31 protein-coding genes are annotated in these 24,046 nt (G+C 64.2%); 20 read left to right on the forward strand and 11 right to left on the reverse strand.

From position 1 onward, the window contains the following. Positions 1–182: 182 nt before the first annotated feature. Together P2T60_RS14300 and P2T60_RS14305 are read right to left on the reverse strand one after the other, a co-directional pair. Positions 183–2,207: a MutS2 family protein gene (locus P2T60_RS14300; protein WP_276279921.1), complete on the reverse strand. Its 2,025-nt coding sequence runs from the start codon at positions 2,205–2,207 to the stop codon at positions 183–185. Between the two features lie 189 nt (positions 2,208–2,396). Continuing rightward, entirely contained in the window at positions 2,397–2,981 is a 585-nt protein-coding gene (locus tag P2T60_RS14305) for a hypothetical protein (protein WP_276279922.1), read from the reverse strand. Positions 2,982–3,205: 224 nt separating this feature from the next. Here P2T60_RS14305 and P2T60_RS14310 point away from each other — a divergent pair, with 224 nt between their 5' ends. Then, positions 3,206–3,541 carry a winged helix-turn-helix domain-containing protein gene (locus tag P2T60_RS14310; RefSeq protein ID WP_276279923.1) on the forward strand — a complete coding sequence of 112 codons (336 nt, stop codon included), beginning with the start codon at positions 3,206–3,208 and terminating at the stop codon, positions 3,539–3,541. 64 nt (positions 3,542–3,605) lie between these two features. Further along, a complete protein-coding gene (gene larE, locus P2T60_RS14315) occupies positions 3,606–4,490 on the forward strand; it encodes an ATP-dependent sacrificial sulfur transferase LarE (RefSeq protein ID WP_276279924.1) in 885 nt (294 codons plus the stop codon). 220 nt (positions 4,491–4,710) lie between these two features. Here larE and tatC (P2T60_RS14320) read toward each other — a convergent pair whose 3' ends face one another. Then, positions 4,711–5,544 (reverse strand): twin-arginine translocase subunit TatC, encoded by an 834-nt coding sequence (gene tatC / locus P2T60_RS14320; protein ID WP_276279925.1) that lies wholly within the window; start codon positions 5,542–5,544, stop codon positions 4,711–4,713. A 93-nt stretch (positions 5,545–5,637) separates the two neighbouring features. Between tatC (P2T60_RS14320) and tatC (P2T60_RS21755) the strand changes: the two genes are divergently transcribed. From tatC (P2T60_RS21755) to P2T60_RS14360, 9 genes are all read left to right on the forward strand, one after another. Continuing rightward, a complete protein-coding gene (gene tatC / locus P2T60_RS21755; RefSeq protein WP_337250826.1) occupies positions 5,638–6,837 on the forward strand; it encodes a twin-arginine translocase subunit TatC in 1,200 nt (399 codons plus the stop codon). Beyond that, positions 6,834–7,916: a twin-arginine translocase subunit TatC gene (gene tatC / locus P2T60_RS21760; RefSeq protein ID WP_337250827.1), complete on the forward strand. Its 1,083-nt coding sequence runs from the start codon at positions 6,834–6,836 to the stop codon at positions 7,914–7,916. Before tatC (P2T60_RS21755) ends, tatC (P2T60_RS21760) begins: the two co-directional genes overlap by 4 nt. A gap of 75 nt (positions 7,917–7,991) precedes the next feature. After that, positions 7,992–9,587 (forward strand): DUF7282 domain-containing protein, encoded by a 1,596-nt coding sequence (locus P2T60_RS14330; protein WP_276279926.1) that lies wholly within the window; start codon positions 7,992–7,994, stop codon positions 9,585–9,587. Between the two features lie 199 nt (positions 9,588–9,786). Next, on the forward strand, positions 9,787–9,960 hold the full coding sequence (locus tag P2T60_RS14335; protein ID WP_276279927.1) for a ribbon-helix-helix domain-containing protein: 174 nt from the start codon (positions 9,787–9,789) through the stop codon (positions 9,958–9,960). Positions 9,961–9,962: 2 nt separating this feature from the next. Next, complete coding sequence (locus P2T60_RS14340) at positions 9,963–10,688, forward strand: queuosine precursor transporter (RefSeq protein ID WP_276279928.1); 726 nt, start codon at positions 9,963–9,965, stop codon at positions 10,686–10,688. A gap of 52 nt (positions 10,689–10,740) precedes the next feature. Continuing rightward, positions 10,741–11,502, forward strand: a complete 762-nt coding sequence (locus P2T60_RS14345; RefSeq protein WP_276279929.1) for a DUF7537 family lipoprotein — start codon at positions 10,741–10,743, stop codon at positions 11,500–11,502. 57 nt (positions 11,503–11,559) lie between these two features. Continuing rightward, on the forward strand, positions 11,560–11,766 hold the full coding sequence (locus P2T60_RS14350; RefSeq protein ID WP_276279930.1) for a DUF8132 family protein: 207 nt from the start codon (positions 11,560–11,562) through the stop codon (positions 11,764–11,766). A 58-nt stretch (positions 11,767–11,824) separates the two neighbouring features. Beyond that, the gene (locus P2T60_RS14355; protein WP_276279931.1) at positions 11,825–12,034 is read left to right on the forward strand and encodes a hypothetical protein; all 210 of its coding nucleotides are present in this window, start codon (positions 11,825–11,827) and stop codon (positions 12,032–12,034) included. Positions 12,035–12,103: 69 nt separating this feature from the next. Continuing rightward, positions 12,104–12,769: a hypothetical protein gene (locus tag P2T60_RS14360; protein ID WP_276279932.1), complete on the forward strand. Its 666-nt coding sequence runs from the start codon at positions 12,104–12,106 to the stop codon at positions 12,767–12,769. A gap of 1 nt (position 12,770) precedes the next feature. Here P2T60_RS14360 and P2T60_RS14365 read toward each other — a convergent pair whose 3' ends face one another. After that, positions 12,771–13,529, reverse strand: a complete 759-nt coding sequence (locus P2T60_RS14365) for a 23S rRNA (uridine(2552)-2'-O)-methyltransferase (RefSeq protein WP_276279933.1) — start codon at positions 13,527–13,529, stop codon at positions 12,771–12,773. A gap of 155 nt (positions 13,530–13,684) precedes the next feature. Between P2T60_RS14365 and P2T60_RS14370 the strand changes: the two genes are divergently transcribed. From P2T60_RS14370 to P2T60_RS14380, 3 genes are all read left to right on the forward strand, one after another. After that, entirely contained in the window at positions 13,685–13,996 is a 312-nt protein-coding gene (locus P2T60_RS14370) for a thiamine-binding protein (RefSeq protein WP_276279934.1), read from the forward strand. Then, positions 13,993–15,072 carry a thiamine ABC transporter substrate-binding protein gene (locus P2T60_RS14375; protein WP_276279935.1) on the forward strand — a complete coding sequence of 360 codons (1,080 nt, stop codon included), beginning with the start codon at positions 13,993–13,995 and terminating at the stop codon, positions 15,070–15,072. Before P2T60_RS14370 ends, P2T60_RS14375 begins: the two co-directional genes overlap by 4 nt. Before the next feature lie 117 nt (positions 15,073–15,189). Further along, positions 15,190–15,933: a DNA polymerase sliding clamp gene (locus tag P2T60_RS14380; RefSeq protein ID WP_276279936.1), complete on the forward strand. Its 744-nt coding sequence runs from the start codon at positions 15,190–15,192 to the stop codon at positions 15,931–15,933. A gap of 90 nt (positions 15,934–16,023) precedes the next feature. On the opposite strand, the gene P2T60_RS14385 is transcribed toward P2T60_RS14380, so the two are convergent. Then, the gene (locus tag P2T60_RS14385) at positions 16,024–16,614 is read right to left on the reverse strand and encodes a DUF7474 family protein (RefSeq protein WP_276279937.1); all 591 of its coding nucleotides are present in this window, start codon (positions 16,612–16,614) and stop codon (positions 16,024–16,026) included. A gap of 301 nt (positions 16,615–16,915) precedes the next feature. Here P2T60_RS14385 and P2T60_RS14390 point away from each other — a divergent pair, with 301 nt between their 5' ends. Then, positions 16,916–17,356 (forward strand): MOSC domain-containing protein, encoded by a 441-nt coding sequence (locus P2T60_RS14390; protein ID WP_276279938.1) that lies wholly within the window; start codon positions 16,916–16,918, stop codon positions 17,354–17,356. Positions 17,357–17,396: 40 nt separating this feature from the next. Then, positions 17,397–17,822 (forward strand): hypothetical protein, encoded by a 426-nt coding sequence (locus P2T60_RS14395; RefSeq protein WP_276279939.1) that lies wholly within the window; start codon positions 17,397–17,399, stop codon positions 17,820–17,822. A gap of 7 nt (positions 17,823–17,829) precedes the next feature. Here P2T60_RS14395 and P2T60_RS14400 read toward each other — a convergent pair whose 3' ends face one another. Together P2T60_RS14400 and P2T60_RS14405 are read right to left on the reverse strand one after the other, a co-directional pair. Then, on the reverse strand, positions 17,830–18,237 hold the full coding sequence (locus P2T60_RS14400) for a ferredoxin reductase domain-containing protein (protein ID WP_276279940.1): 408 nt from the start codon (positions 18,235–18,237) through the stop codon (positions 17,830–17,832). 144 nt (positions 18,238–18,381) lie between these two features. Further along, positions 18,382–18,540 (reverse strand): hypothetical protein, encoded by a 159-nt coding sequence (locus P2T60_RS14405; protein ID WP_276279941.1) that lies wholly within the window; start codon positions 18,538–18,540, stop codon positions 18,382–18,384. Positions 18,541–18,681: 141 nt separating this feature from the next. Between P2T60_RS14405 and P2T60_RS14410 the strand changes: the two genes are divergently transcribed. Next, a complete protein-coding gene (locus P2T60_RS14410; protein ID WP_276279942.1) occupies positions 18,682–19,782 on the forward strand; it encodes a DUF8203 domain-containing protein in 1,101 nt (366 codons plus the stop codon). Between the two features lie 135 nt (positions 19,783–19,917). On the opposite strand, the gene P2T60_RS14415 is transcribed toward P2T60_RS14410, so the two are convergent. After that, positions 19,918–20,709 (reverse strand): aldo/keto reductase, encoded by a 792-nt coding sequence (locus tag P2T60_RS14415; protein ID WP_276279943.1) that lies wholly within the window; start codon positions 20,707–20,709, stop codon positions 19,918–19,920. A gap of 118 nt (positions 20,710–20,827) precedes the next feature. Here P2T60_RS14415 and P2T60_RS14420 point away from each other — a divergent pair, with 118 nt between their 5' ends. Next, entirely contained in the window at positions 20,828–21,052 is a 225-nt protein-coding gene (locus tag P2T60_RS14420; RefSeq protein WP_276279944.1) for a hypothetical protein, read from the forward strand. Here P2T60_RS14420 and P2T60_RS14425 read toward each other — a convergent pair. Further along, the gene (locus P2T60_RS14425) at positions 21,049–21,513 is read right to left on the reverse strand and encodes a cupin domain-containing protein (protein WP_276279945.1); all 465 of its coding nucleotides are present in this window, start codon (positions 21,511–21,513) and stop codon (positions 21,049–21,051) included. The two genes, P2T60_RS14420 and P2T60_RS14425, sit on opposite strands and share 4 nt — an antisense overlap. A 246-nt stretch (positions 21,514–21,759) precedes the next feature. On the opposite strand from P2T60_RS14425, the gene P2T60_RS14430 reads away from it, so the two are divergent. Continuing rightward, the gene (locus P2T60_RS14430) at positions 21,760–22,080 is read left to right on the forward strand and encodes a 4Fe-4S dicluster domain-containing protein (RefSeq protein ID WP_135853481.1); all 321 of its coding nucleotides are present in this window, start codon (positions 21,760–21,762) and stop codon (positions 22,078–22,080) included. Between the two features lie 55 nt (positions 22,081–22,135). Here the strand turns inward: P2T60_RS14430 and P2T60_RS14435 are convergent, their stop codons facing one another. Further along, entirely contained in the window at positions 22,136–22,300 is a 165-nt protein-coding gene (locus P2T60_RS14435) for a DUF6757 family protein (protein WP_276279946.1), read from the reverse strand. A gap of 358 nt (positions 22,301–22,658) precedes the next feature. Beyond that, entirely contained in the window at positions 22,659–23,450 is a 792-nt protein-coding gene (locus P2T60_RS14440; protein ID WP_276279947.1) for a PHP domain-containing protein, read from the reverse strand. 299 nt (positions 23,451–23,749) lie between these two features. Here P2T60_RS14440 and P2T60_RS14445 point away from each other — a divergent pair, with 299 nt between their 5' ends. Further along, a complete protein-coding gene (locus P2T60_RS14445) occupies positions 23,750–24,034 on the forward strand; it encodes a DUF5789 family protein (RefSeq protein ID WP_276279948.1) in 285 nt (94 codons plus the stop codon). Positions 24,035–24,046 lie beyond the last annotated feature (12 nt).

Here is a 24,046-nt window from a genome sequence, read left to right on the forward strand (position 1 = left end):
CTTCGTCCCGTTCATCCTCGACAGTCGCGGTGCCGTGCGGAGTAGTCACGATGCGGTCGCAGTGGGGCCGTCCGCGACCGAGAAGAGACCGCCAGCAGAGCAATAAAAATCCACCTCTAACAAACAATACCCTATCTGTAAGCAACCCATACAAGTTTTTACCGAATAGAAAACACCCTCGCTCAGAACTTCTCCAGCAACCTGTCGTAGAACTGCCCGTCCGAGTCGCCCGCCAGTTTCTCCACGATGAGTTCCGGCGTCGAGCGCGCGAGGTGGTTCTTCACCGGCGAGCGGTTCACGACGAGTTCGCCGTCCTCCAGACCTTTCGCCTCGATGCCGTCCACCGGCACGTCGTAGTCGGCCATCTCCCGAATCTCGGCGGCGAGGTGCGAGACGAACACGCCGGTCACGTCCCGGCCGCGCAACTCTTCGAGGATGCCCGCGATAATCTTGGCGCTCGCACCGGGTTCGGTGATGCTCTCCAGTTCGTCCACGAGGACGAGGCGGTCCGCACCGCCGCCCGAACCGTCCGTGTGGCTCGCCGTCCGCTCGCCGCCCGTCGCCAGTCCCGCGAACTCCCGTAGCGTGGACTCGAAGGCTCCCGCGTCCAGCGTCCCCTGCGTCTTGGCGTGGTAGTGGAGTTCGCCGAAGCGTTCGACGCTGGCGTCCTCGGCGGGCACCGGCAGGCCCATGTGGGCCAGAATAGTCACGAGCGCGACCAAATCCAGCGTCGAGGTCTTCCCGCCGCTGTTGACGCCCGAGAGGAGCGCCACGCCCGACACGTCGTAATCGACCGGTTCCACGTCCGCGAAGTCAACGTCGAGGAGTGGCGAGCGCCCGCCCTCGATTTCGAACCCCGACGCTTCCGCGCCGTCACTCCCGAACTCCGGCATCACGCAGTCGAAGTCCTCGGCGAATCGCGCGACGGCCAACTCCACGTCCAACTCCAGCGCGGTCCGGACCAACTGCTCGGCGTCGGCCCGCCTGTCCGCGAGGTCCGCGGCGAGTTCGCGCTTCCGGCGGGTCGCCCGGCGGTCCTTCGCGGCCTGCAAGTCCTCGCGCAGTCGGTTGACGACTTCTTCGTCGCGCTCGACGGGGAACGCCGGTTCCTCTGGGAACGCCCGGCGAGCGACCGACGCCTCGCCCGAGTCGAGGTCCAGCGAATCGACGAGTTCCTCGCGGGCCTGTTCGACCGCAGTGGCGTACTCGTCGCTCAACTCCCGCGACAGCAGGGAATCGACGCCAGCGCCCTGTTCGACCAGCGAGAGCAGGTCCGACCCCTCGACGGTCACGTCGCGCTCCTCGATGGCGCTCCGGAGTTCGTCGTTGGCGACGCTCTCGGCCGTCGAGACGGCGGCGTCGAGGTCGTCGATGGCCCGCGCGAGGCGGTCCAACTCGTCGTCGCCGACCACGGTCCCGTCCGAGTCCACGCGTTCGAGCGTCGATTCGAGCGCGTCCAAGTCGAGCGGCGGGTCGATGCCCGCGGTGCGGTGGACTTCGGCGGCGGCGCGCAGGCAGTCGCGGTTCGCGGCGTAGAACGCCAGCACCCGCTCGGGGACGATTTCGGCGGGACGCTCCAGCGCGTCGGGTTCGACCCGCACGTCGCCGTCTACCGCCACGCCAGCGAACTCCTCGTCCAGCGCGACGACGGTCGAGTAGCCCCGAGCGAGGTCCGCGAGGTCACGAGTGTCTTCGACCACCTCGACGCTCAACTCGGGAATCGCCTGCTGTGCCTCAGTGTAGCGCTCGGCGTCGGTGGTCGCCAGACACCGGTCTCGGACCGACACGTCCCGCGGGTCGGCCAGCGGTTCCACGTCGGCCAGCGCCTCCAGCACCTCGTGTCCGGGGTCGCGGTCCGTCGCTCGCTCGGCGAACTCCCGAACTTCCTCGACGCGGGAGGCGACTCCGCTGGGATAGAGGGTTTCGAGGCGCTTCTCGCCGTAACTCGTGACCGTCCGGTCTTTCAGCAGGTCGAGCGCGTCCCGGTAGAGTTCCTCGGCGCGGTCGGTCGCCAGAAAGCCGCCGGGGTCGTCGTGGCGCTCCCGGATTGCCCCGCGCGCGATGGCCGCCGCCCGGCCCTCGGTGATGCCGGGCGCGCTGGCGAGTTCGGCCACGTCGCCCGTCCGGAGCGCGCGCTCGGGGTCGTCCAACTCCGAGAGCGCCGCCGCGGTCTTCGACCCGACGCCGGGTATCGCCTCTAACTCCATTCGGGGTGGAGTACCGACGCCTCGCTTAAAAATATTCGCGGGACGAGTCCCGTCGGCGACGGTGCCGCCGCGACACCTGCGCGACTGTGAAGTCGCTGGGACGCCGCGATTCGGTCCAGCGAGGTCGGTCGAGACCGTCGGCACTCCAGTACGAACTGCTATCTCGCGGTCCAGACGTGGCGGGACTGGTCAGCAACTGCAACAGCCGTCTTGGGACCAGTCGTCACAGCGGTAGCCGTCCCCGTAGTTGCAACACTGGCGTTCGAGGTAGACGCACCCGCTACCGTCGCAGGCGTAACTCGTGCAGTCGTGTTCGTAGTAGCAGTTCTGCACGCTCACGTCGTCGCTTCCGGCGGGAGACTCGACAGTGTACACCTCGTCGCCGGTCCGCACGGTGGCGTAGGCACGGCCGGTCTGCGGGCGCACGGCGAGTTCGACCGTCGCCCCGTCGAGCGCCGTCTCGGTCGTCACGTGAGCGACGGTCTCACCGTCGGCGTAGAACGGGTCGGCGCTCGCGTCCTCGAAGTCGAGTTCGGTGGCGTCGCCTCGGTCGAGGACGCCGCGGTCGGCGAGCTCGGCCAGCACGGAATCGGCGTGGCGAGCGGCGGCCCACCGCGCGCGAGTCGGCGAGTCGTACGCCGCGCTCGCCCGCTCCAGTTCCCGCGTCGGGACTTCTCGGGCGCTGGAGACGCCGGTCGCGCCGAACGCGAGGCCGGTCGCGCCGATGCTCTTCAACAGTCGTCGCCGAGTCGTGTCGCCTCTGTCGGAGGACATACGGAGCGTACGTACATCCGGTCGGATATAAATCTAGTTGGCTAGTTGAAACAAATGGCGGGAGTCGGCGCGGACGCCCGTAGGCGTCCGCGCACGCCGGGACTACTGGCCACGCGGTAGCTCCGACTCGTCCGTTTATTCACCAACACCGTCGAAGGTAGCTATCTTCCGCTGAAGAGACGAAATCGTCACATCTAGATGTCGTCCGAAAATCCTGTACTAACATGAGTACGCCACGGACTGAGAAAGCGTCTTCCGAGCCGCTAGCGGAGAACACCGTCCTCACGGACGTTCTCGGCCCGCACGCCAAGGTTAGCATCCTCGTCGCTCTCCTGAGCGAAAACGACCGTGACCTCGACCCCACGGACATCTCTCGACTCGCGGGCATCGACCGAAGCACGTTCTACGACCACATCGACGACCTCGTGGCGTACGGACTCGTCGAGAAGACCCGCACCGTCGGCAACAGCCAGATGTACCGAATCGACCGCGACAACCCCGCGGCCGAGGACCTCGCGCAGTTGGAGTGGGACCTGTTGGACTGCATCCCCGAGGAGTGACGAGTCGTCGCCCACGTCGCCGCGTTCAACGCGCTTTTCTCCCGCAGACTCCAACCATCGGGACATGGCTACTATCGAGGAGAAAGCGCGGGCGGTCCGCGAGGACCTCGCGGACCGCGAGGGGGTGCTGGTCGCGTTCTCGGGCGGCGTGGACTCGTCGGTCGTCGCGGCGCTGGCCCACGACGCACTCGGGGACGACGCCGTGGCCTGTACCGCCAAGAGCGAGACCCTGCCGGAGGCCGAACTGGACGACTCCAGACGGGTCGCCGACGAAATCGGCGTCCGCCACGAGGTCGTAGAGTTCTCGGAGTTGGACGACACCGACTTCGTGGTCAACGACGACGACCGGTGCTACCACTGCCGGACGATGCGCCTCGGCAAGATGTTCGAGACCGCCGAAGAACTCGGCATCCCGGTGGTCTGCGACGGGACCAACGCCAGTGACGCCGACGGCGGCCACCGGCCGGGTCTCCGAGCAGTCGAGGAGTTAGACGCCTACTCGCCACTTCTGGCCCACGACATCGACAAGGAGGAGGTCCGGGAGCTGGCCGACGCCTACGACCTCTCGGTCGCCGACAAGCCCTCGATGGCCTGTCTCTCGTCGCGGATTCCCACCGGACTCGAAGTCACCGAGTCGAAACTCTCGCGGGTCGAACGGGCCGAGGCGCTGGTCCGCCAGTGGGGATTCTCCCAGTTTCGGGTCCGCGACCACGACGGACTCGCCCGCATCGAAGTCGGTTCGGACGAACTCGACGCGGCGCTGAACCCCGACTTCGCGGCGGCGGCCCGCGAGCGACTGACCGAACTCGGCTTCGACCACGTAACGCTGGACCTCCACGGCTATCGGACCGGAAGCGTGAGTCCCGAAGGGGACGACGAACAAGCCGAAGAGACGGACGAACCCGTAGTCGAGAACGTCTTCGACTCCGAGTACCCGACCGCGGAGTAGCGACTTACTGCTCGTCAGTCGGCGCGTAGAAAGTGGCATGGGCGTTCGCACCCAGGGTGGCAGTTTGCTGGCACGCGAACTGCGGTATCGTAGCTGCTGGCACGCGAGCTATGTGGCAGGCGCGAACGCTACCTGATGTTGGTAGCCTTGGCCCTTAGTTATATGCCGATTACGCCGAGGGAAACGACACATTGTCCCCGACGACGAACGCGGACGGGGGTCAGTTCCCGGTCCACTTCAGGAGGAACAGGGTGGACTCGAACAGGGTAATCATCGTCAGCGTGACCAGAATCGGTGCCATCCCGGTCGGGTCCGGCGTGAACAGGAACGAGACGCCGAGGAACCCGCCCCAGAACAGCAGGCGACGGTCGGCGAGCCATCGGCGAGTCGTCAGCCCCATCATGATGGCGAGCATGATGAACAGCGGAATCTGGAACACGACCGCGAGATAGCCCATCAGCATCAGGATGAGGTTGAACGTCTTCGTCAGGCCGAACGCCAACTGTGCGGCCCCCTCGGTGTAGGAGATGAAGTAGGTGAACACCGCCGGGAGGACGAGGAAGAACGCGAACGCCACGCCGACGACTGCCAGCACGAGGCTGGTCGGCACCGCCGCGAGGTAGTACCGACGCTCGTGGGGGTAGAGACCCGGACGCATGAAGAGATACGTCTCGTAGACGAACACCGGAAGCGCGACGATGACCCCCGCGAGGCTGGCGACCTTGAGTTCGGTCAGCACCAGCGCCAGCGGGTGGTAGAGTCGCGGCCGCGCTTGGTCTCCGAGTTGGTCGAACGGGATGATGTTGTACCAGAGGAAGTTGATGACGCGCTCGGAGAACGGCAGGGCGACGGCCGTGACGAGGCCCGCGACGGCGATGACGACTGCCAGTCGCTTCACCATCTCCTCTATGTGGTCGGCCAGCGGCATCTCCTCGTCTTCCAGCGGCTCGTCCGGCGTCGGGGCCGGATTGCTCAGCGTTTCCGTCTCTCGTGACCCGCCGGTGTCCTCCGCGGGCGTGAGATTGCTGGCCGTCGCCTCCGATTCGTCAGCCATTCAGTCGGTCTAAGCGGTTCTGTCATTATAGGCTTTCTTCTCTTGGAAGGACGAGAAGATTGATAACTAAGACACGGCTACCCTTCCCAAAGAATGTCTGGGACTGGAAGTAGCGTCGTGGACGAGGATACCGCCCGCGCCGTCAACAGCGGCCGCGAGACTATCGGAGCGATGCTCTCGACGGCGCAGGAGCATCTCCAGAAGGTGTTCATCGTCTTCCTCGTCGGCTTCGTCGCCTCTTTCTACGCGCTTCGCTCTGCAGGGTGGCCGTTCCTCAAGAGCGTCACGAAAGCCCAGATGCCGCCGTCGCTGGCCGATTCGGTCGATATTATCGCCGTGACGCCGTTCGACGTTATCCTCTTGCAGGCGAAAATCGGGGCCATCGCGGGCGGCGTCATCGCGCTTCCGGTGTTGCTCTACTACTCCCGAGACTCCCTGCGCAAGCGGTCGTGGTATCCGGGCGCGCCGATTGCGCGGTGGAAAATCGCACTGCTCGTCCTGCTCGCACTCGGACTGTTCGTCGGCGGCATGCTGTACGGTTACGGCGTGTTCTTCCCGCTGATGTTCAAGTTCCTCGCCAACAACGCCATCACCGCCGGGTTCGAGACGCGCTACTCCATCGTCAAGTGGACGGAGTTCATCGCGTTCCTCTCGCTGTCGTTCGGTCTGGCCGCGGAACTCCCGCTGGCGATGAGCGGACTCGGCTACACCGGCATCGTCCCCTACGAGACGTTCCGGGACAAGTGGCGCTACGCCATCATGGGCATCTTCGTGTTCGGCGCGGTCGCCTCCCCGCCGGACCCGTTCACTCAGATTATGTGGGCGACCCCGCTCATCCTGCTGTACGCGTTCAGCCTCTATCTGACGAAAATCGTCGTGACGCTCAAGCGCGGGAGCGAGCGACTCAGTTTCGCTGGCGTGGTCCGGGACGACTGGATTCGGATTCTGGGCGTCCCCGCGCTGGCGTTCCTGCTCGTTCGGACGTTCTTCACCCGCGTCGGCGTGGCGTCGGTGAACGCCGAACTCCCCTCGAAGTACGCGCTCCCGACAATCGGTGAGGCGTTCGGGCTTCCGCGAACCGAGGCCATCCTCGTCGTCTCGGGTGCCGTCGCGCTAGTCACGTTCGTCGTCGCGTTCCTCTACTACCTCACGAAGGCGCTCGACGCGGCCGCGAGCGCCGCGCAAGCCGCGGGCGTCAGCGCGCCCGCGGCGGGCGCGCCGGGCGACATCGACCTCGAAAACCTCGACGCCGGTGGCGTCCGGGCGGCCCGCCCGAAGTCTTCGCGGACATGAGCGAAGACGAGGCCGTCGGCTACGCTGGCGAGGCGATGGAGAACGACGACGCCGAGAAAGCACAGGCCATCCTCGACCGGTACGACGAACTTCATCCGGACGACGAGGACGGCGAGGCCGAAGCAGACGCGGCGGAGGCGGCGGCCGGAGCGGGCGCGGAGGCCGCCGGTGGCGACGACGGCGAGGACCTGAACGAAGCGACGTTCCCCCGCGAACCCGACCGGCCGTCCGAGTCTTCGGGCAACGTCTTCGAGAGTACTGCGGCGGGCATGGCCGACGCGTTCACCGAAGACGAGACTACCGAGGAGGACATCGGCGGGTGGTTCTACGACCTCCGTTTCATCTTCGAGAGCCTCACGTCCAAGATGTTCCGCATCGTGGCGGTGTTCATGGCGGTTCTCGCGGGCGTGTTCATGTTCCTCTACCGTGGCGGTATCGGACTCATCCGCGAGGACTTCCTTTCGCGGCTTCCGGCCGAGGTCCGCCCCGAGATGGAGTCGGGCGAGACGGTGCTGAACATCGTGACGCTCCACCCCGTCGAGGCGCTGGTGTTCGAGGTCAAGATTGCGACCCTGCTCGGGGCCGTCGCGGTCCTGCCGCTAATCCTGTACTACGCGTGGCCCGCGATGAAAGAGCGCGGACTCGCCGCCGGGGACCGCCGCGTGTTCGGTCTCTGGTCGGGAACCATCGCAGTCGGTCTCGTCGCCGGGAGCGCGCTCGGCTACGCTATCGTCGCGCCGACAATCATCTCGTGGCTGGTCGGCGACGCGGTTCGGGCCGAGATGATAATCTCCTACCGGGTCAACAACTTCTTCTGGCTGGTGTTTTTCACCACGGCCGGAATCGGACTGCTGGCCGACGTGCCCCTCTCGATGTGGCTGTTCGAGCGGAGCGGACTCGTCTCGTTCGACGCGATGAAAGACCGCTGGCGCGAGGTGGTCATCGCCGTCTTCGCCGTCGCCGGACTGTTCACGCCCGACAGCCTCTACACGATGTTCCTCATCGCCATCCCGATTTCCCTCTCGTACCTCGTCGGATTGGGCGGCCTGTGGGTCATCACGCTCGGCGGGCGGCGGTAGACGCGACCGTTTTCGCTCGCTCTGGCACCGTTCCTGAAGACTTATTCCGACTCGCCGAACAGTTGCGTCTACGACATGTCGCGCTCCGCTCCTCCCGCCGCGGCCCTCGTCGCCCTCCTCGTAGCGTCGGCCGTCGTCCCCGCGCTGTCAGTCGGCGCGACTCCGCAGTCGGTCGCCCCGACTCCGGCGTCGGTCACCTCGCACCCGCAGAACGGCCCGCAGTCGCTGACCTGCGCGGTCGGAGTCGGGTCGGGACTCGCAACCGCCGAAGACCCAGACCGGAACGTCTCCGTCTCGACGTGGGTCGCGCCGGGGTCGGCCGACGACGAGTTGACGGACGCGAGCGCGATTGCGGACGCGACTTCGGCCGGTCGGGTGACGCCGCTTGACGGCGATGCGACCGTCGCACCAATCGACCTCGCGGTCCACCGAATCGACCTGAACGGGAGCGCGGTCGGTCTGCTCGACCGCCTCGGCGCGCAGGACCGGGGGTCGCCGACCGCGAACTTCCGGGCGCTCGTCCGCGAGGCGGGCGTCGAGTTCGAGTACTCGGGTCCGACCGCGTGCCCGCCGCGACTGGCGCTGAACGAGACGGTCGAACGCGGCGCGCTCCGGGTCGTCCCCGACCGGAGGGACGGCGCGCTCTTTCTGGTCGTGGACGTGGGCCGGGCGGCCTACTACGCGCTGGGGAGCGACACCGAACTCGCGCCCGACGACCGGTGGGACTACGGACATCACGCGGTCCGCCTCGGCCTTCGGAAATCCAGCGGTCTCGTCGCGGAGAACGTCACCGCGGAGGCCCACTACGATGTCGGCGAGACGCGGGCGCAGTTCGCGGCCGAGACCGAGGGTCTCGTCCGCCTGTCACCCGGCGCGAACGCGACGATTCGGGGCCGTGCGACCGTCGCGCCGGGCACCGAGATTCGGGTCCGACTCCGGCCGGTCGAAGCCCCGACCGGCGTCCTGAACGCGACGGCGACGGTGAACCGTTCGCGCGGGTTCGCGGCCCGATTCGACCTCTCGGGAGTCGGTGACGACGCGCTCTACGCCGCCCGGATGGTCGAGGCCGAACGCGACGAGGACTACCGCCGGACGACGCTCGTCGCCGTCGGGAACGCGACCGGCGGGACGCTCTTCGTCGGGACGCCCGAGAGCGAGGGTCTCCGCATCGACGACGTGAGCGCGGCGACGACGGACGGCGGGTTCGTCGTGGTCCGGAACGCCTCGGGCGGAATCGTCGGCGTCAGCGAGTTCTTCGGACCCGGCAGGCGCTTCCCGAAACCCGACCTCCGACCCCCGATTCGGAGCGACCAGAACGCCAGCGTGACCCTCTACCGCGACTCGAACGGGAATCGGACGTTCGACCCGGCCGACGAACCGTACCGCGCGAACGGGTCGGTCGTGCGCGGAATCGCGAACGTCACCATCGAGGGGTCGCCGCCGGAGGTGCCGACGACGCGGACGACCACGACGCTGGGGATGCCCGAGCGACGGACCGCGGCGGCGACCGAAACCCCGGAAGCGCCGACCCGAACCGCGGAGACGCCGACCAGCGCCACGGAGACGACGGACGGGGACACCACGGCTTCCACCACGAGGGTCCCCGGATTCGACTCGGCGGCCGCGGTTCTCGCGCTCCTCGCGTCGCTCGTCGCGCTTCGACGGCGGTAGGTCGGGTCTCGGGGAGCGCGTGCGAGGCGTTCGCGGGGGCGCGGCGTGTGCCGCGCCCCGCGAACGCTCAGCCAACTCGATACGGCTCAGGAAAATACGATTCGTTCTAAAAGCACGGAAATGGTTTCCGAAGACGCCGCGACGTATCGCTCCACCGAACTCTCGAACGATTTAACACACCGAGCGATAATATCGCAGTATGACCAAGATAAGCGTCGAAGTGCCCGACGAACTGCTAGACGACCTCGACGCCCACGTCGGCGAGGACGGCAAGTTCGTCAACCGGAGCGAGGCCATCCGCGCCTCGGTCCGGAAGATGCTGGACGTACTGGACGAAATCGACGAGCGCCACGGCCGACTCGAAGACGACTGACGATGACCGACTACCGAGACACCACGCCGCTCCCCACCGGCCGCGTCGCGCTGGTGGCGCTGTTCGTCACCGCGCTGGTGACGGCCCAACTCACGGCGTCGAAGCTACTGGGGTTCTCCATCCCCGTCTCGCTCCCGTTCACCGGCCGGATGCTCGTGATGCCCGGCGCGGCGCTGGCCTACGCGGTGACGTTCTTCGCCTCGGACTGCTACTCGGAACTCTATGGTCCCGACGAGGCCCACAAGGTGGTCAACGTCGGGTTCGCCATGAACTTCGTCCTGCTGGCGCTGGTCTACTCGACCATCGCCGCGCCCGCCGCGCCGTTCAGTGCGGTGGACCCCGCGACGTTCGAGAGCGTCCTCGGCGCGAGTCTCAACATCGTGGTGGCGAGTCTGCTGGCGTACCTCGTGAGCCAACACTGGGACGTGCGCGTCTTCCACGCCATCCGCGAGCGGACCGGCGGCGACCACCTCTGGGTCCGGAACGTCGGTTCGACGGCGACCAGCCAACTGCTCGACACCCTCATCTTCGTCACCGTCGGGTTCGCCATCATGCCCGCGCTCCGGGGCGGCGACCCGCAGGCGCTGAACGCTCTGCTCGGACTCGTCGTCGGCCAGTACGTCCTGAAACTTCTCATCGCGCTGGCGGACACGCCGTTCGTCTACGCCGTGGTCGGCTACCTCCGTTCGCGGGGGTCGGCCGCGCCCGCGCCGCGAAGCGCCGACTGACGAACGGCCGGACCGACATCTCTTTGTCTCCCGTCACGCACCGTGGAGTCGCATGCGAACCAAAGCCCTCCAGTTACTCGTCGTCAGTTGCCTCGTCGCCCTCGCAGGTTGCTCGGGCGCGCTCTCCGGCGGCGGTGGCGCAGGCGAACAAACGCTCGGAGACGTGTCGTACCCGGCGGGCGTCTCGGAGAACGGAACGGACGTATCGACGCTCGCGGACGCTCACGTCGAGGCGCTGAACGGGAGCAGTTTCACGCTCGAACTCGACGTGACCCAGCGCGGTGCGGGGTCGAACGCCGTGCGCGCGGCCGTCGGTCCGGACCGCGACAACGTGCGGGTGAACGTCTCGGCCGACGGTCAGTCGATGGAACTGTACACGACCGGCGAGCGGCGATACCTCCGAGTCGCCACGGGCGGCGACGTGACGTACCGGACGACGCGGCGCACGTCCGACGGGACGAGTTTCGTCCCGTCGTCGTACTCCGGCGCGACGTACCTCGACCAGTTCGGCGTCCGGGCCGGAGCGAACTTCACCCCGACCGGCGTCAGACAACTCGACGGCACGAAAGTCGTCGTCCTCCGAGCGGACGGGAGCAACGTCTCCGCACCCGAGAGAGCGAACGTCGCGGACTACGACGCGACCATCCTCGTGGACGAACAGGGCGTCGTCCACCGGTTCGAAGCGTCTGTCGGGACCGAACGCGACGACACCTCGACGCGAATCTCGGTCACGATGAATATTTCCGACGTGGAGACCACTAGCGTCGAAGAACCGTCGTGGCTCGACGCCGCTAGAAACCAGACTAGTAGCTGATTAGTCTCTTTTCGGCCAAAAACGTTTCTTGAGTCTAGTGAAGTGGGACGGACGAATATGCGAAAGCTACTCGGTGGGTTGACTGCCTCCTTCGGTCTCGGCGTGTCCCTGTTCGGCGGTTGGATGCTCGTTCGCGGCCCGTTCCTCGGCGGTCCGTCGCTCGAATCGACTTCGATGCTCGCGGCACTGACGGCGTTTCTGGTCGGCGTCGTCATCTTCTTCAGAGGCGTCGTGCGGTGGGCGGGCGTCGGCGCGCGAATCTGACCGGCGAGACATCCGTTCCGCCCGTCCGGTTTTTCCGCTTGCGACCCGACTTCCCGGCATGGGAAGCGACGGTCTCATCGAACTCGACCAGTCGTGCTGGTCGGCGCTGGCGAAGTACAACCTCGTGCTGGCGACGGTGTTCGCGGTTCTACTGTTGGTGGTCAGACAGATAGAACCGGGGCAGGCCCAACTGTTTCTGCTGATAGAGAATGGCGTTCTCGCGCTCCTGTTCGGGGGGATTCAGACGTACTGTTGGATTTCGCGATGAAGAGAGTTTAAGTTTTGAATTAATCCTAATTAGAAAGCGTTTATAATTTTGTAATAGAAATGTCATCACATGGCTAAACTGAAAGAGGAAAAGAAGCGAGAGATATTGGATTTTATTGAGAAGAATGTAGAGGAAGACAATTTACTCCCGCTGGAGATGGAGACCGTGGTCGAGAAATTTACGGATGAAACATATGATCGGGAGTCAATCGAGCAAATCGTAGGGGAGTTAGACGATAATGATTTGGTCGAGACTAAATCCGCAAAATTGGAAGTCGTTTATCCGAAGAATGACAAAAAATATATCGAGAGTAAGCTTGGGAATTTATCGACTTCATCGTCCGTATTTGCTAACTACTTCACTGGAACGATAATCGCATTTTTCCTTCTCGACTACGAGAAATTATTTGGTTTTATATTCGGTGATGCTATCGGTGAACCACAAACTCTTGTCGTACAAGGAATGCTCTTTGGCGTGGTTGCAAACTACTATCTCGGTAAGGGAGTTATTCACGGATATAGTATCGCACAAGAAAATATCGTGATTCTACAGGAACAAAAGCATTTGATTTTGCCGATAGGTTTGATCGGAGCAGTCGTCGGAGGGTCACTAGTCTTGTATACTTCTTACACCTCTCAGCCCCTCACCACGGATCACGTTTTACAAATACTCTCGATAAGCGTTCTTGGCGGTATCGCACTCGGAAAGTTATTTGACAAAAAGCGTGAGGAGTGATTTATTTCAGTTCCCCGAACCCGAACCGCGGTTTGACCTCCGTGACCTCGATTTCGACCGTCTCGCCCTCGTCAGCGCCGGGGACGAACAGCGTGTAGTCCTCGACTTTCGCCACCCCGTCGCCCTCCGACCCCTCGTCCACGATTTCGACTTCCATCACGTCGCCCGCCTCGACGGGCGCGGTCATCCGGCCCTTAGCGACGAGGTAGACCTCCGACGAGGAGTCTCGCGAGGCGTCGGGCCGGAGCGTCCGGACGTACTGGAACTCGGGTTCGATGTCCTCCCGGAAGTCGTCCAAGTCTTGACCCTCGAACACCTTCACCGCGAAGTCGCCGCCGGTGTCCAACACGTCGAGCGCCGTCTCGAACGCTTGGCGGGCGAGGTGGACCGACCGGGCGTGGTCCACGCTGTACTCGCCGGTCATGTTCGGTGCCATGTCGGAGACAACAACGTCCACGGCGTCGCCCGCAATCGTCCGGACTTCCTCTCTCGTGGACTCGTCGGTCATGTCGCCGCGGACGGTCTCGACGCCATCCACGGGGTCGATTCGCTGGAGGTCCACGCCGATGACGGTGCCCGTCTCGCCGACTTCCTCGGCGGCGACCTGTAGCCATCCGCCGGGGGCGGCCCCGAGGTCCACGACGGTCTTGCCCTCGTGGAGCAGGTTCTCCTCGCGGTCGAGTTGCTTGAGTTTGTAGGCGGCCCGAGAGCGGTAGCCCTCCTGTTTGGACTTGTTGTAGTAGTGGTCTTTGTGGCTCATAGATGCGTAACTCGGTCGTTGACGGTAGTAGGGGGCGACAACTCGTAAGCATGGCGAATACGACCCGCTTCGGTTCCCCTCACGTCCTATCGGCCGCCTGTCAGTCTCGGGTTCAACCACTTGGTTATATCACCATCAAATCCGCATCTCCCGCCATGACCGTGACCGCGATGCTGACCGTCGCACCGTTGGACGACGCCGACCTCGACGCGGAAATCGCGGCGGCAATCGACGCGCTGGACGAGTTCGACGTGCGCTACGAGACCCACCCGATGGAGACGACCATAGAGGCCGACGAACTCGGCGAAGTGTTCGACGCGGCGCAGGCGGCGACGGAGGCCATCGACGCCTCCCGAACGCTCACGAACCTGAAGATAGACCACTTCCGCGAGGATGACCTCACGGCCGAGGAGAAAGTCGAACGAGTCGAGACCCACCTCGGACGAGACGCGCGGAGCGACCGATGAGCGAGCGACGGGCGGTGACTCGCCGGAACTTCCTCGGCGGGACTGCGGCCGCGTTCGCCGCCGTCGGCACGAGCGGATGTCTCGGCGGCGCGCTTCGGTCCTCGCCGGACACGCTCCGCGTCGGCACGTACGGCTCGTTCGTGGACGCGCCGAGTACGAGCGCCGGGGCGTGGATAAAAGAGGAGTTCGAGAAGCGCCACGACGCCACGCTGGAGTGGGTCGTCCACGAGAACGAACTCACGAGTTTCGTCCAGCGCCGCAAAGAGGGCGTGGACCTCGGTGCCGACGCCTACGTCGGTATCACGCCCGAGGACCTCGTGCAGGCGAACGACGCGCTCGAGAAGTCGCTGTTCGCGCCGTTCGACACCGGGGCTGTCGAGAACGCCGAGAACGTCGCCGACGCCTATCACTTCGACCCCGAACGGCGAATCCTGCCCACCGGCGCGTCGTACGTCTGTCCGGTCTACGACGAGCAGGCGGTGTCGGCCCCGCCGACCCTCGAGGCGTTGACCGGCGACTCCTACCGGGACTCGCTGTTGCTGGCGAACCCGCAGAACACGACCACCGGCCTGCTGTTCCTGCTCTGGACCGTAAAACAGCAGGGGCGGGACTCGTATCTCGACTACTGGAAGCGATTGATGGACAACGAGGTGCGGGTCCTCGGGTCGTGGAGCGACGCGTACGCCGCCTACTCGAACGGCGAGGCCCCGATGGTGGTCTCGTACTCCACTGACCAAGTGTACGCCGCCAACGAGGGCAAGGATATGCGTCGCCACCAAATCGGGTTCCCGAACGACCGAGGGTACGCCTACGTCGACGGGGTAGGGAAGTTTGCGACGACAGACCGCGACGAACTGGTCCGGACGTTCGCGGAGTTCCTACTGGACCCCGAAGTCCAGCGCGAGACCGCCGTCCAGAACGTCGGCGTCCCCACGGTGGAGAACGCTTCGCTCCCCGAGGAGTTCCGGCGGTACGCCCACGTCCCCGACGAACCGGTCCAGTTCAGCTACGACGTGCTGGCCGAACACGTAGACGAGTGGCGTGACGCGTGGGCGAGGCAAGTCGCCAGTCGGTAAGACGGGGCGCTTCGAGACCCAAACCGAGAGCGACGACTCCGCGTTCGGGCCGCGTTCACACGCGCACGCGCCCGAACGAGTGACTTTTTATGCCGGGGGTTCGTACCACTTTCCAAGATGTTTAAGGCTATCGTGAGCGCCGACACGCTCAAGGATACTATCGACTCCGTGGGCGTGCTGGTGGACGAGTGTAAAATCCACCTCGAAGAGGACGGTCTGGCTATTCGCGCAGTAGACCCCGCCAACGTGGGGATGGTGGACCTCGAACTCGACGCGACCGCCTTCGAGTCCTACGAGGCCGACGGCGGCATCATCGGCGTCAACCTCGACCGACTCGAAGACATCGCGGGGATGGCCAGCGGCGACCAACCCATCCATCTCGAACTCGACGAGGAGACCCGCAAACTCCACATCCAAATCGACGGTCTCGAATACACCCTCGCGCTCATCGACCCCGACTCCATCCGACAGGAACCCGACATTCCGGACCTCGACCTCCCCGCCGAAATCGTCGTGGAAGGTAAGGACATCGACCGCTCGGTCACGGCCGCCGACATGGTGTCCGACCACATCGCGCTGGCGGTTGACGACGACGCCGAGACCTTCGTCGTGGAGGCCGAAGGCGACACCGACGACGTGCGCCTCGAACTCGACAAGGAGGACCTCGTTCACCTGCAAGCCGGTCCCGCCCGCTCGCTCTTTAGCCTCGACTACCTCAAGGACATGAACAAGGCCATCCCGAGCGACGCCGAGGTCCGCGTCGAACTCGGCGAGGAGTTCCCCGTCAAACTCCACTTCGACATCGCAGAAGGCAAGGGCAACGTCACGTTCATGCTCGCGCCGCGCATCCAGAGCGACTAACCGCCCGCTCGCGGAACGCTCAGCTTCTCCTTCGACTCTCGAAACGAACAGCGGGGACCACGAACGGCCCGGTCCGTCGCCGACGGAAGGCTACAGGCTCCGGTCGATGACCGCTTTCGCGGCCTCGGCCTTCTCCTTCCATCCGTAGCCCGACTCGTAGACGTGGCGCTTCTTGTTCACGAGTTCCTCGGGCGAGGACTCCTCGAACCCGCCGCGGGTCCACGTCCCCGTGTCTCGAAGCCAATCGACGACGCGCTCGCGGGTCTCGTCCCACGAGAGACCCACCATCTCGTACCACGCAATCATGGCGAAGACGGCGTTGTCGTGGGCACCCGGCACCGAACCCTTCCGGGCGACGGTCTTGATGGGTTCGACGTTCGGGTCGGTGACGTGTTCCTTGTACTCCTCGGCGGTCAGCAGTTCGAGGTCCCCCTGCTCGTCCTCCATCACGCGCTGTTCGCGCTGGAGGCGGTCTAAGGCGGCCTGATGGAGGTTGCTCCACCGCCCGTGGACCGCGTTCCGGAGCGCGTCGTCGGGAAGCGAGTCGCCCGACAGCACCGCCACGATGTCGGTGTAGGCCTTCTCGATGTCGGACCACGACTCGCCCTCGAACCCGCAGTCGGGACCGTGGAGGCTACTCGTCGTCCGGCAGTCGGGACATGGGTAGTCGAACCGCGGCACGACTCGGAGTGTGTCTTTCCGAGTACAAAACTCGTCTGATTCGCTCCGATTCGGTTCGGTGTTGGGGTTGATTGTCTGGTCGTGGGTCGTCTGTGGTCCGGGAGCGACGAAGACGAGAAGTAGCTAGCTTCAGGCGTGAACCAATCAGACCGCCACCGCACCGCCACCGCGGGCCACGCCCTCCCCAACCGACTCGACGCCGCGCGAAACGGCTTCCCGTGAGACCGCCGCAGGCGCTCGCTCTCGGGAGACCCGCCGCGCGACCGGAGCGAATTAAGTAGTTCGGCTTCGAGACCCGACCATGAACGGAACCGGAACTGTCGAGGCGATTCACCTCGCGCCCGAGTCGGGCGCGGACACCGAGTCGGTCGAATCGGTCGAAGCACTCGCCGGACGGGGCCTGCGCGACGACCGGCACTTCGACGGCGACGGCGCGGACCTGACCCTCATCGAGGCCGAGGCCCTCGAATCCGCCGCCGAGGGAGACGGCATCTCGCTCGACGACGGCGACCACCGGCGCAACCTCACCACGCGGGACGCCGCGCTGAACCACCTCGTCGGCGAGCGATTCCGCGTCGGCGGAGTCGTCTGCGAGGGGGTCGAACTCTGCGAACCCTGCGGACACCTCGAATCGCTGACCGACGAGGGCGCGGTGTCGGCGCTCGTCCACCGCGGGGGTCTCGAAGCCGACATCGTGGAGTCGGGCAGTGTCGAGGTCGGCGACGAACTCGAACCGCTGTAGGCGACCCAAGAACTTTGGTCCCGACCTGACGAGCGAACGCATGAACGCTCCGCGCTCGCGCCGGTCGGTCGTCGGGTCGGCCGCGACAACGCTCGCGGTCGGACTGGCGGGATGCACCGACGAGTCGCCCGAGAACGTCGAGAGCGTCCACGTCTCGAACTGGCACGCCGAACCGCACATCGTCTCGGTCGCGGTGTCGGTGGACGGCGAGCGGCGCGTCTCCCGGACGGTAGACGTGCCGAGCGTGACCGAGAGAGACGACGCGACCGTACCCGGACAGGTGACAATCGACGAGACCTTCCCCGGACCGGGGTACGTCGGGAAGCGGACCTACGAGGTGACCGCCGCCCTCGACGGCGGGACGCCGACGACCGAATCCACGACGACCGGCGAGGGGTTCGACAGCATCGGCGTCCGCGTCGGCGAGGACGCCGCGCTCACCGTCGGATTCGCGGACGCGGTGTAATTACCCGTTACCCCTCGCTCTCGACGTATTTCAACAGCGTCTGCTGGACGTACCGGGTCTCGCCGTCCCAGTCAGTGAGGTACTCCTCCCGGGAGAGGGTCGGCACGAAGTGGAAGTTGTCGCGTCCGTCGGCCAGTCGCTCGAACTTCTCGCGGTAGGCGACGTCGTCTTCCCACCCGGTCCCGAGGAAGAGCCAGAAGTCCCGCTCGGTGCCCTCGTACACGTCGCGGCCCTCCTCAAAGGTGTACGCTATCGTGTTCCGGAATGGGGCGACCCCCGTGCCAGTACAGCGAAACACCACGTCCCGCTCGGAGGGTTGTCGCACCGTGAAGTCGCCGTTCGGTCCCCGGAGCGTGACGTACTGGCCCGGCACGAACTCGATGTCGGTCTCGGACTCGTGAAACCAGACCTGCATCAGCGACGGAAACGTCCGTTGGGCGCGCTGTCGGAGCGCCGAAATCTTGGCGGTGAGCGCGTCCGAGAGGTCGTAGCCGTCCCACGCCTCGCGGAGTCGTTCTCACTCGAGACTGCCGTCGCTCCCCGCCTCGTCGAGTAGTTGCTATTCGTCCACGTTCCGGAGGGTCTGGCGCACCTCCTCGGCGATTTCGTCCGACCTGTCGCGGTCCATCGGTTCGGCCAGCACGACTTCCGCCCGTTCGGTAATCATCGGTAACTCCTCGGCCGCCTCGGGGTGAGACACGTGGTCCCGAACAGTCACGGGACGCTAGTGGGCGCGAAGCCGATTAAATCACGTGGTGAGCAGGGAGATAGGAACACTAGATTTTCATGCCCCTCGACTAGTTGTTTAGTCTATTATTTATTCCAAAGTTTATTGATAATGTGTGGTAGATATGAGAGTATGAGTGATAATGGTTGGGTCGCATCTGATGCGACGAAGTACAAGTTTCACGACCAAAGACCGAACTGGATAAGTTTGGCGGCTGTTGCTGTCGCGGTAGATGATATCAAGTCCTTCAACGATTGCTATTTTGAGATAGTAAAGAAAAAGTCCGAGGAGTACGGTATCAAAACAGAGCATCCGATAATTAAAGATGAAGACATCACTCGGTGGGTGACGGACTGGGAGAGGGAAGATGCAAGACAAGATATCGTTACGGAACTACTCTCGATAGATACGATTCGGGAGGTTCAATTCGTCGAGACCTCACTTGACCCTCAGTGGGTCACTCTGTTCGACGAAAATGAAGACGATAAAAAGAGGATGGAATCTCAGAAGTTCATGAACGACTTTTTAGAAAAATACTACAACGTAGTTGCTATTTGGGAGTATCTTCGAAAAAAGAAGACTCGCCCCCAGCATCTACCGTATGAAGACTGGCCGATTCATAAAAACGTCCTTACAGATGACTTCGGAGGACAGATTTCGGAAGCATGGCTAGATGTAGGTAAGATAGCCGACGATATTCGCGTAATACCCCAAGGAGACAAGACCTACCCCTTACTCTCGCTGGCTGATTTGACGATGGACATGGTGAAACAGCAGGTAGAAGAATGGGACGAACAAGAGATATACGAGTTCTTGAAGGAAATCACTCCGGAAGAATCTGCCTACGTGGATTCAAAAGCTATTGACCACGGGTCGGATTTAGAAAAACTAGTCCCGCACACGACCGAGAGCATCCGGACGATTCTCCATTACCCGAGTCCAGTAGTTCACATCGAAACAGGAAACTCAATGAACGCAAAAAAGGCGAAGTCGCTTGACATCTTCGAACACGCCTGCAAATTCGCGCAAGAAAACGATGGTTGCGTGAAGTTCTTCAACGAAAACCACGACCGGGACTTCGTAACGAATGAGGACTACCTCATAACGTTAGACTCTCAAATTAGCTCTCTCGCGGACTATGAGGAATTGAACGACAGGAAATCCGTGACGGTAATGAACAGAAGCGAGGCGATGGCTTTTTTCGGAAATCGTCTATCCGATACGGACGAATAGAGATGCGTCTGTGAGAAGCTTATTAATGCGGTTCCGGGGAGGGAACCGCGAGAATACGCGTCCCGGAGAGGGACGCGTCGTGTACGATACTTAGACTTCTTCGTATAAAAAGGTTATCAAAATGCTTCCATGGAGTCAGTTCCACGCCGCGTCGTCGGGGTCCACCAGTCGCTCGCGTTCTTCGATGGCGTCGATGCGGGCCACCTCGTCGTCCGAGAGGTCAGGGACCTCGAAGTTGGCCCGGAGGTGGTCCTCGCCCGTGGCCTTCGGGATGGGGACTACGCCGTCGCGCTGGCAGAGCCACGCGAGACTCACGGTCTCCGGGGTGGTGTCGTGCGACTCCGCAATCTCGGCCAGCACGTCCACGTCGCCCGCCTCGCCCTGCATCAGCGGCGAGTAGGCGACGACGGCGATGTCGTGGTCGCGGCAGTACTCCAGCAGGTCGTCTTGGGGGAGCAGTGGGTGCATCTCGACCTGATTCGCCGCGACGGATGCGTCCAAAATCTCGCGGGCCTCGTCCAGCAGGTCGGTCGTGAAGTTACTGACCGCGACACGTTCGGTCTTCCCCTCCTCGCGCAACTCGTCGAACACCGGCAGGGTCGCCTCGGCGTCGTAAGCCTTCATCGGCCAGTGGACGTACAGCAGGTCCACGGACTCAACGCCGAGTCGGTCGAGGCTCTCTGCGGTCGTCTCACGGGCGTCCTCGGGCGCGAGGTTCGAGGGGTGGACCTTCGTGGCGAGGAACACGTCTTCTCGGGGGACCTCGCTCTCGGCGATGCCCTCGCCGACCGCTTTCTCGTTGTCGTACATCTGGGCAGTATCGATGTGTCGATAGCCGATTTCGAGCGCCTCGCGGACCGTCTCGGCGCACTGGTCGGGGTCGTCGTTGCCGGACGTGCCGAGACCCGGACTCGGAATGGTCGTCATGGTCGGTGGGTGTTCGGCCGGGAGGAAAAAGCTACGCGCGTCGGCAACCCGTCGGACGCTCGGGGAGACGGACGCGAGCGAACCAAAGAGCGAAGGGCGCGCGCCGAGACGATAGCGTATGACCCGAGACGGCGCTCCGTGGCGAGTCCTCGGCATCGGCGGCGTGGCGAGCCTCTGTTGCGTCGGCACTTCGGCCGTCGGCGGGGCGGCGCTGGCGAGCGGTGCGGTCGCTGGCGGACTGGGCGCGGGCGTCGTGCAGGTGCTGGTGACGGTGCTGACGGTCGGGGTTTTGGGACTGGCGTGGAGCGCGTTCGGTCCGGACCCGAAGTGCGAGTGCGACTAGTCGAACCGGCCGGTCTCCGCGCCGCAGTCCTCGCAAGTCGTCACGAGACCCCCATCGTCGGCGCGTCCGATGGCGTTCGAGGTTCGGTCGCCGCAGTCGGGACACTCCCGGCGCAGGTCGAGTTCGCCGCCGTCCTGCGGTGCGCCGAGTGCGAGCGCGACGACTCGCTCGTCGCCGCGGTTGGTTCCCCGCTGGTACTCGCCGGGCGCGAACCGGACGGCTTCGCCCGCGGCGGCTTGCACGTCGCCGTCGTCGGTCTCGAAGGTGACGGTGCCCGACTGGACGTAGAAGACCTCTTCCTGCTCGGCGTGGGCGTGGTAACCGAACGCGAAACTGTCGCCCGGCGCGAGTTCGAAGTAGTTCAGCGCGAGGTCCGTCGCGCCGAGCGCGCGGGTGAGGGGTCGTTTCACGTCCGCGGGGCCGGTTCGAGATTCGACGTGTTCGACGTTGACCTTCTCCATGAGCGTCCCGACGTAGGCCCGCGACAAAATCCCAGTGGAGTCGGGTCCGACGCGGAGCTTTCGGTCGCCGACCGCGCTCGGCCAACCCTATTTAAAACCTTCCGACCGCACTCGCGGCCGAAAGCCCCAAATCCGGCCCGTCACGCGATTTTAGCCCGACCTAAACCCCGATGTCTCGTCGGTAGTTTTAAATGAAGGACCGTGTTTTAAGTACTCCGTCGCCGAAGCAGGTGTAGGTGAACTACCATGGCAATTGACCCGCAATTTCACGAAAACCGCGAGAAAGTAGACGACCACGAGGGCCACGACGTGTGGGGTCCGGTGGACGAACCCGAGAAACTGGGTATCCACGGCACCCACGTCGCGGTGGACTTCGACCTCTGCATCGCCGACGGCGCGTGTCTGGAGGACTGCCCCGTGGACGTGTTCGAGTGGGTAGACACCCCCGACCACCCCGAGAGCGAGAAGAAGGCCGACCCCGCGAACGAGGCCCAGTGCATCGACTGCATGCTCTGCGTGGACGTGTGTCCCGTGGACGCCATCGACGTAGATGCAGGTCGGGCCTGACTACGCACTCTTTCTCTCGAAGCGAAACCGAAAGCGCGAGCGACGAGCGAAGCGACTACTCCGGTCGGTCCACGTCTAACTCTTGGCGGAGGTACGCCAGCGCGTCCGTCTCCGCGAGGTACTCGAACTGCTCGCGGAAGTGGGTCTCGCAGAGACCGACACGCACGCCGTTCAGTTCGGGGGCGAACGACGCGTCGCGGTCGCAGTAGTGACACCGCATATCACGGGATACTCGGTCACGGAATTTAACCCCTGCGTTCGGGCGGCCGAACCCGTCCGGTCGGCGAGCGTCGAACGTCGTCGTCGGCCGCGAACCGGTCCCTAACACGGGTTCGCGGATTGTTACCGACTACGGGACGCGCACCGCGAGCGCCGTCGGCGCTCGCGGTGCGGGGAGGAACGGGGCGCGGTGCGGTGGCGGTCTCACTGGTGTCGGTATCAGTAGCGGTGCGGTGGTGGTCGTGATTGGCTCAAGCAGTCGTCCGCTCCGGCGCTTCTCTCGTCGTCGGGAGAAGAAATAAGCGCGTTTAAGAAATATAAATATTTCTCAAAGAAATTTAAATATGGTCTAAAGACAGCTAAAGATTCACCGACGACCGGAAGTGCCGGTACTCGGGTTTCGAGAGACCCGCCTTGCCGAGTTCGTCGTCGTGGGCGTCGCTCCCGCCGGTCGGAATCAGGTCGTGGTCGGCGATGGCGCGCTCGACGGGACGGGAATCGAACTCCTCGCCGTAGGGGTAATACCGCTCGACGGCATCGAGGCGACTGGTCAACTCCAGCGCGGCCTCCGGGTCGTCGTAGCGGTACGGGTGGGCCAGTCCGACGAGACCGCAGGCGTCTTCGAGGAGTTCGACGCCGCGTTCGAACGATGTCACGTCGCGCGCGACGAAGCAGGGACCGTCGTTGCCGATGAGGTCGTCGAACACCGCGGGCACCTCGTCGTACCCGCTGTCGGGATGTTCGACGACGGCGCGGGCGACGTGAGGCCTGCCGAGACCCTCGCGCGCTTCGATGCCGAGGTCGATGCCGAGACGGTCTTCGACGTTCTCGATGATTCGCCGCCCGCGGTCCTTGCGGTCGGCCTGAATCCGGTCGAGTTCGTCCACGAGGTCCGGCGTCGGGGTCACGCCGTAGCCCAGTAGGTCCACTCGCTCGCCGTCCTCGGGTTCGACTCGCAACTCGATGCCGTGGACCACCGTCACGCCCTCGAACGCCGTCACCGGCGTCGGGAGTTCCGGGTGGAGTCGGTCGTGGTCGGTGACGGCTACGACCGAGACGCCCGCGTCACGGGCGGCCGCGGGTACCTCCGACAGTTCCATCTCGCCGTCGGAGTTGGTCGTGTGGACGTGTAGGTCCGCGAAGACGCTCATACCTTCAGAAAGAGGTGAGTCGCCGAAAACGCTTCGTTCGACTCGTCGCAGTGACCGGGGAAGCAAAAGTGAGAGACTCGGAAAGCTCCCGCACGCTCGCGGGACCGCGAGCGGGCGGGGCTTTCCTCCCTGTCGGGTGGTCGGCCGGGCGCGTTCCGTAGTTTGTGGCACCGAGCGCCCGCCGTCAGTTGGTAGGCCCGCCGTCACGCCCCCGTCGGCTAGCCTTCCTTAGATACCTTAAATTCTGCAATGGCCTACCGCAGGAAGATTTATAATTAACTTTGATGTAGGTGCTGTCGATGTCACTGAAGCAGGCGACGGAGCTACTCCGCGAACACGACTACCCTGCGACGACGAACCAACTCGCCGACTCCTACGGCGACTACCGACTCGAACACCCGAACGGGTCCGAGACGCTCGGCGAGGTACTCCGGCGTGTCGGGTCCGAGACCTTCGGAACTCCCACGGAAGCCGAGGAGATGCTCTACTCGGCAGTCGGTAGCGCGGCTATCGGCCGGAAAGGGTACAGCGACCGCGACCCGACGACGCTCGGGACGCTCGGTCCGAATCAGGTCAGCTTCTAGCCGACCGCGAGA

Origin of the sequence: Halorussus caseinilyticus, assembly GCF_029338395.1 — an archaeon.
Lineage (GTDB): Archaea > Halobacteriota > Halobacteria > Halobacteriales > Haladaptataceae > Halorussus > Halorussus caseinilyticus.

Bases quoted from the DNA above. Each gene is read 5' to 3' on its own strand.
- P2T60_RS14300 (WP_276279921.1), bottom strand. From the start codon at position 2,207: ATGGAGTTAGAGGCGATACCCGGCGTCGGGTCGAAGACCGCGGCGGCG.
- P2T60_RS14305 (WP_276279922.1), bottom strand. From the start codon at position 2,981: ATGTCCTCCGACAGAGGCGACACGACTCGGCGACGACTGTTGAAGAGC.
- P2T60_RS14310 (WP_276279923.1), top strand. From the start codon at position 3,206: ATGAGTACGCCACGGACTGAGAAAGCGTCTTCCGAGCCGCTAGCGGAG.
- larE (WP_276279924.1), top strand. From the start codon at position 3,606: ATGGCTACTATCGAGGAGAAAGCGCGGGCGGTCCGCGAGGACCTCGCG.
- tatC (WP_276279925.1), bottom strand. From the start codon at position 5,544: ATGGCTGACGAATCGGAGGCGACGGCCAGCAATCTCACGCCCGCGGAG.
- tatC (WP_337250826.1), top strand. From the start codon at position 5,638: ATGTCTGGGACTGGAAGTAGCGTCGTGGACGAGGATACCGCCCGCGCC.
- tatC (WP_337250827.1), top strand. From the start codon at position 6,834: ATGAGCGAAGACGAGGCCGTCGGCTACGCTGGCGAGGCGATGGAGAAC.
- P2T60_RS14330 (WP_276279926.1), top strand. From the start codon at position 7,992: ATGTCGCGCTCCGCTCCTCCCGCCGCGGCCCTCGTCGCCCTCCTCGTA.
- P2T60_RS14335 (WP_276279927.1), top strand. From the start codon at position 9,787: ATGACCAAGATAAGCGTCGAAGTGCCCGACGAACTGCTAGACGACCTC.
- P2T60_RS14340 (WP_276279928.1), top strand. From the start codon at position 9,963: ATGACCGACTACCGAGACACCACGCCGCTCCCCACCGGCCGCGTCGCG.
- P2T60_RS14345 (WP_276279929.1), top strand. From the start codon at position 10,741: ATGCGAACCAAAGCCCTCCAGTTACTCGTCGTCAGTTGCCTCGTCGCC.
- P2T60_RS14350 (WP_276279930.1), top strand. From the start codon at position 11,560: ATGCGAAAGCTACTCGGTGGGTTGACTGCCTCCTTCGGTCTCGGCGTG.
- P2T60_RS14355 (WP_276279931.1), top strand. From the start codon at position 11,825: ATGGGAAGCGACGGTCTCATCGAACTCGACCAGTCGTGCTGGTCGGCG.
- P2T60_RS14360 (WP_276279932.1), top strand. From the start codon at position 12,104: ATGGCTAAACTGAAAGAGGAAAAGAAGCGAGAGATATTGGATTTTATT.
- P2T60_RS14365 (WP_276279933.1), bottom strand. From the start codon at position 13,529: ATGAGCCACAAAGACCACTACTACAACAAGTCCAAACAGGAGGGCTAC.
- P2T60_RS14370 (WP_276279934.1), top strand. From the start codon at position 13,685: ATGACCGTGACCGCGATGCTGACCGTCGCACCGTTGGACGACGCCGAC.
- P2T60_RS14375 (WP_276279935.1), top strand. From the start codon at position 13,993: ATGAGCGAGCGACGGGCGGTGACTCGCCGGAACTTCCTCGGCGGGACT.
- P2T60_RS14380 (WP_276279936.1), top strand. From the start codon at position 15,190: ATGTTTAAGGCTATCGTGAGCGCCGACACGCTCAAGGATACTATCGAC.
- P2T60_RS14390 (WP_276279938.1), top strand. From the start codon at position 16,916: ATGAACGGAACCGGAACTGTCGAGGCGATTCACCTCGCGCCCGAGTCG.
- P2T60_RS14395 (WP_276279939.1), top strand. From the start codon at position 17,397: ATGAACGCTCCGCGCTCGCGCCGGTCGGTCGTCGGGTCGGCCGCGACA.
- P2T60_RS14400 (WP_276279940.1), bottom strand. From the start codon at position 18,237: ATGCAGGTCTGGTTTCACGAGTCCGAGACCGACATCGAGTTCGTGCCG.
- P2T60_RS14410 (WP_276279942.1), top strand. From the start codon at position 18,682: ATGAGTGATAATGGTTGGGTCGCATCTGATGCGACGAAGTACAAGTTT.
- P2T60_RS14415 (WP_276279943.1), bottom strand. From the start codon at position 20,709: ATGACGACCATTCCGAGTCCGGGTCTCGGCACGTCCGGCAACGACGAC.
- P2T60_RS14420 (WP_276279944.1), top strand. From the start codon at position 20,828: ATGACCCGAGACGGCGCTCCGTGGCGAGTCCTCGGCATCGGCGGCGTG.
- P2T60_RS14425 (WP_276279945.1), bottom strand. From the start codon at position 21,513: ATGGAGAAGGTCAACGTCGAACACGTCGAATCTCGAACCGGCCCCGCG.
- P2T60_RS14430 (WP_135853481.1), top strand. From the start codon at position 21,760: ATGGCAATTGACCCGCAATTTCACGAAAACCGCGAGAAAGTAGACGAC.
- P2T60_RS14435 (WP_276279946.1), bottom strand. From the start codon at position 22,300: ATGCGGTGTCACTACTGCGACCGCGACGCGTCGTTCGCCCCCGAACTG.
- P2T60_RS14440 (WP_276279947.1), bottom strand. From the start codon at position 23,450: ATGAGCGTCTTCGCGGACCTACACGTCCACACGACCAACTCCGACGGC.
- P2T60_RS14445 (WP_276279948.1), top strand. From the start codon at position 23,750: ATGTCACTGAAGCAGGCGACGGAGCTACTCCGCGAACACGACTACCCT.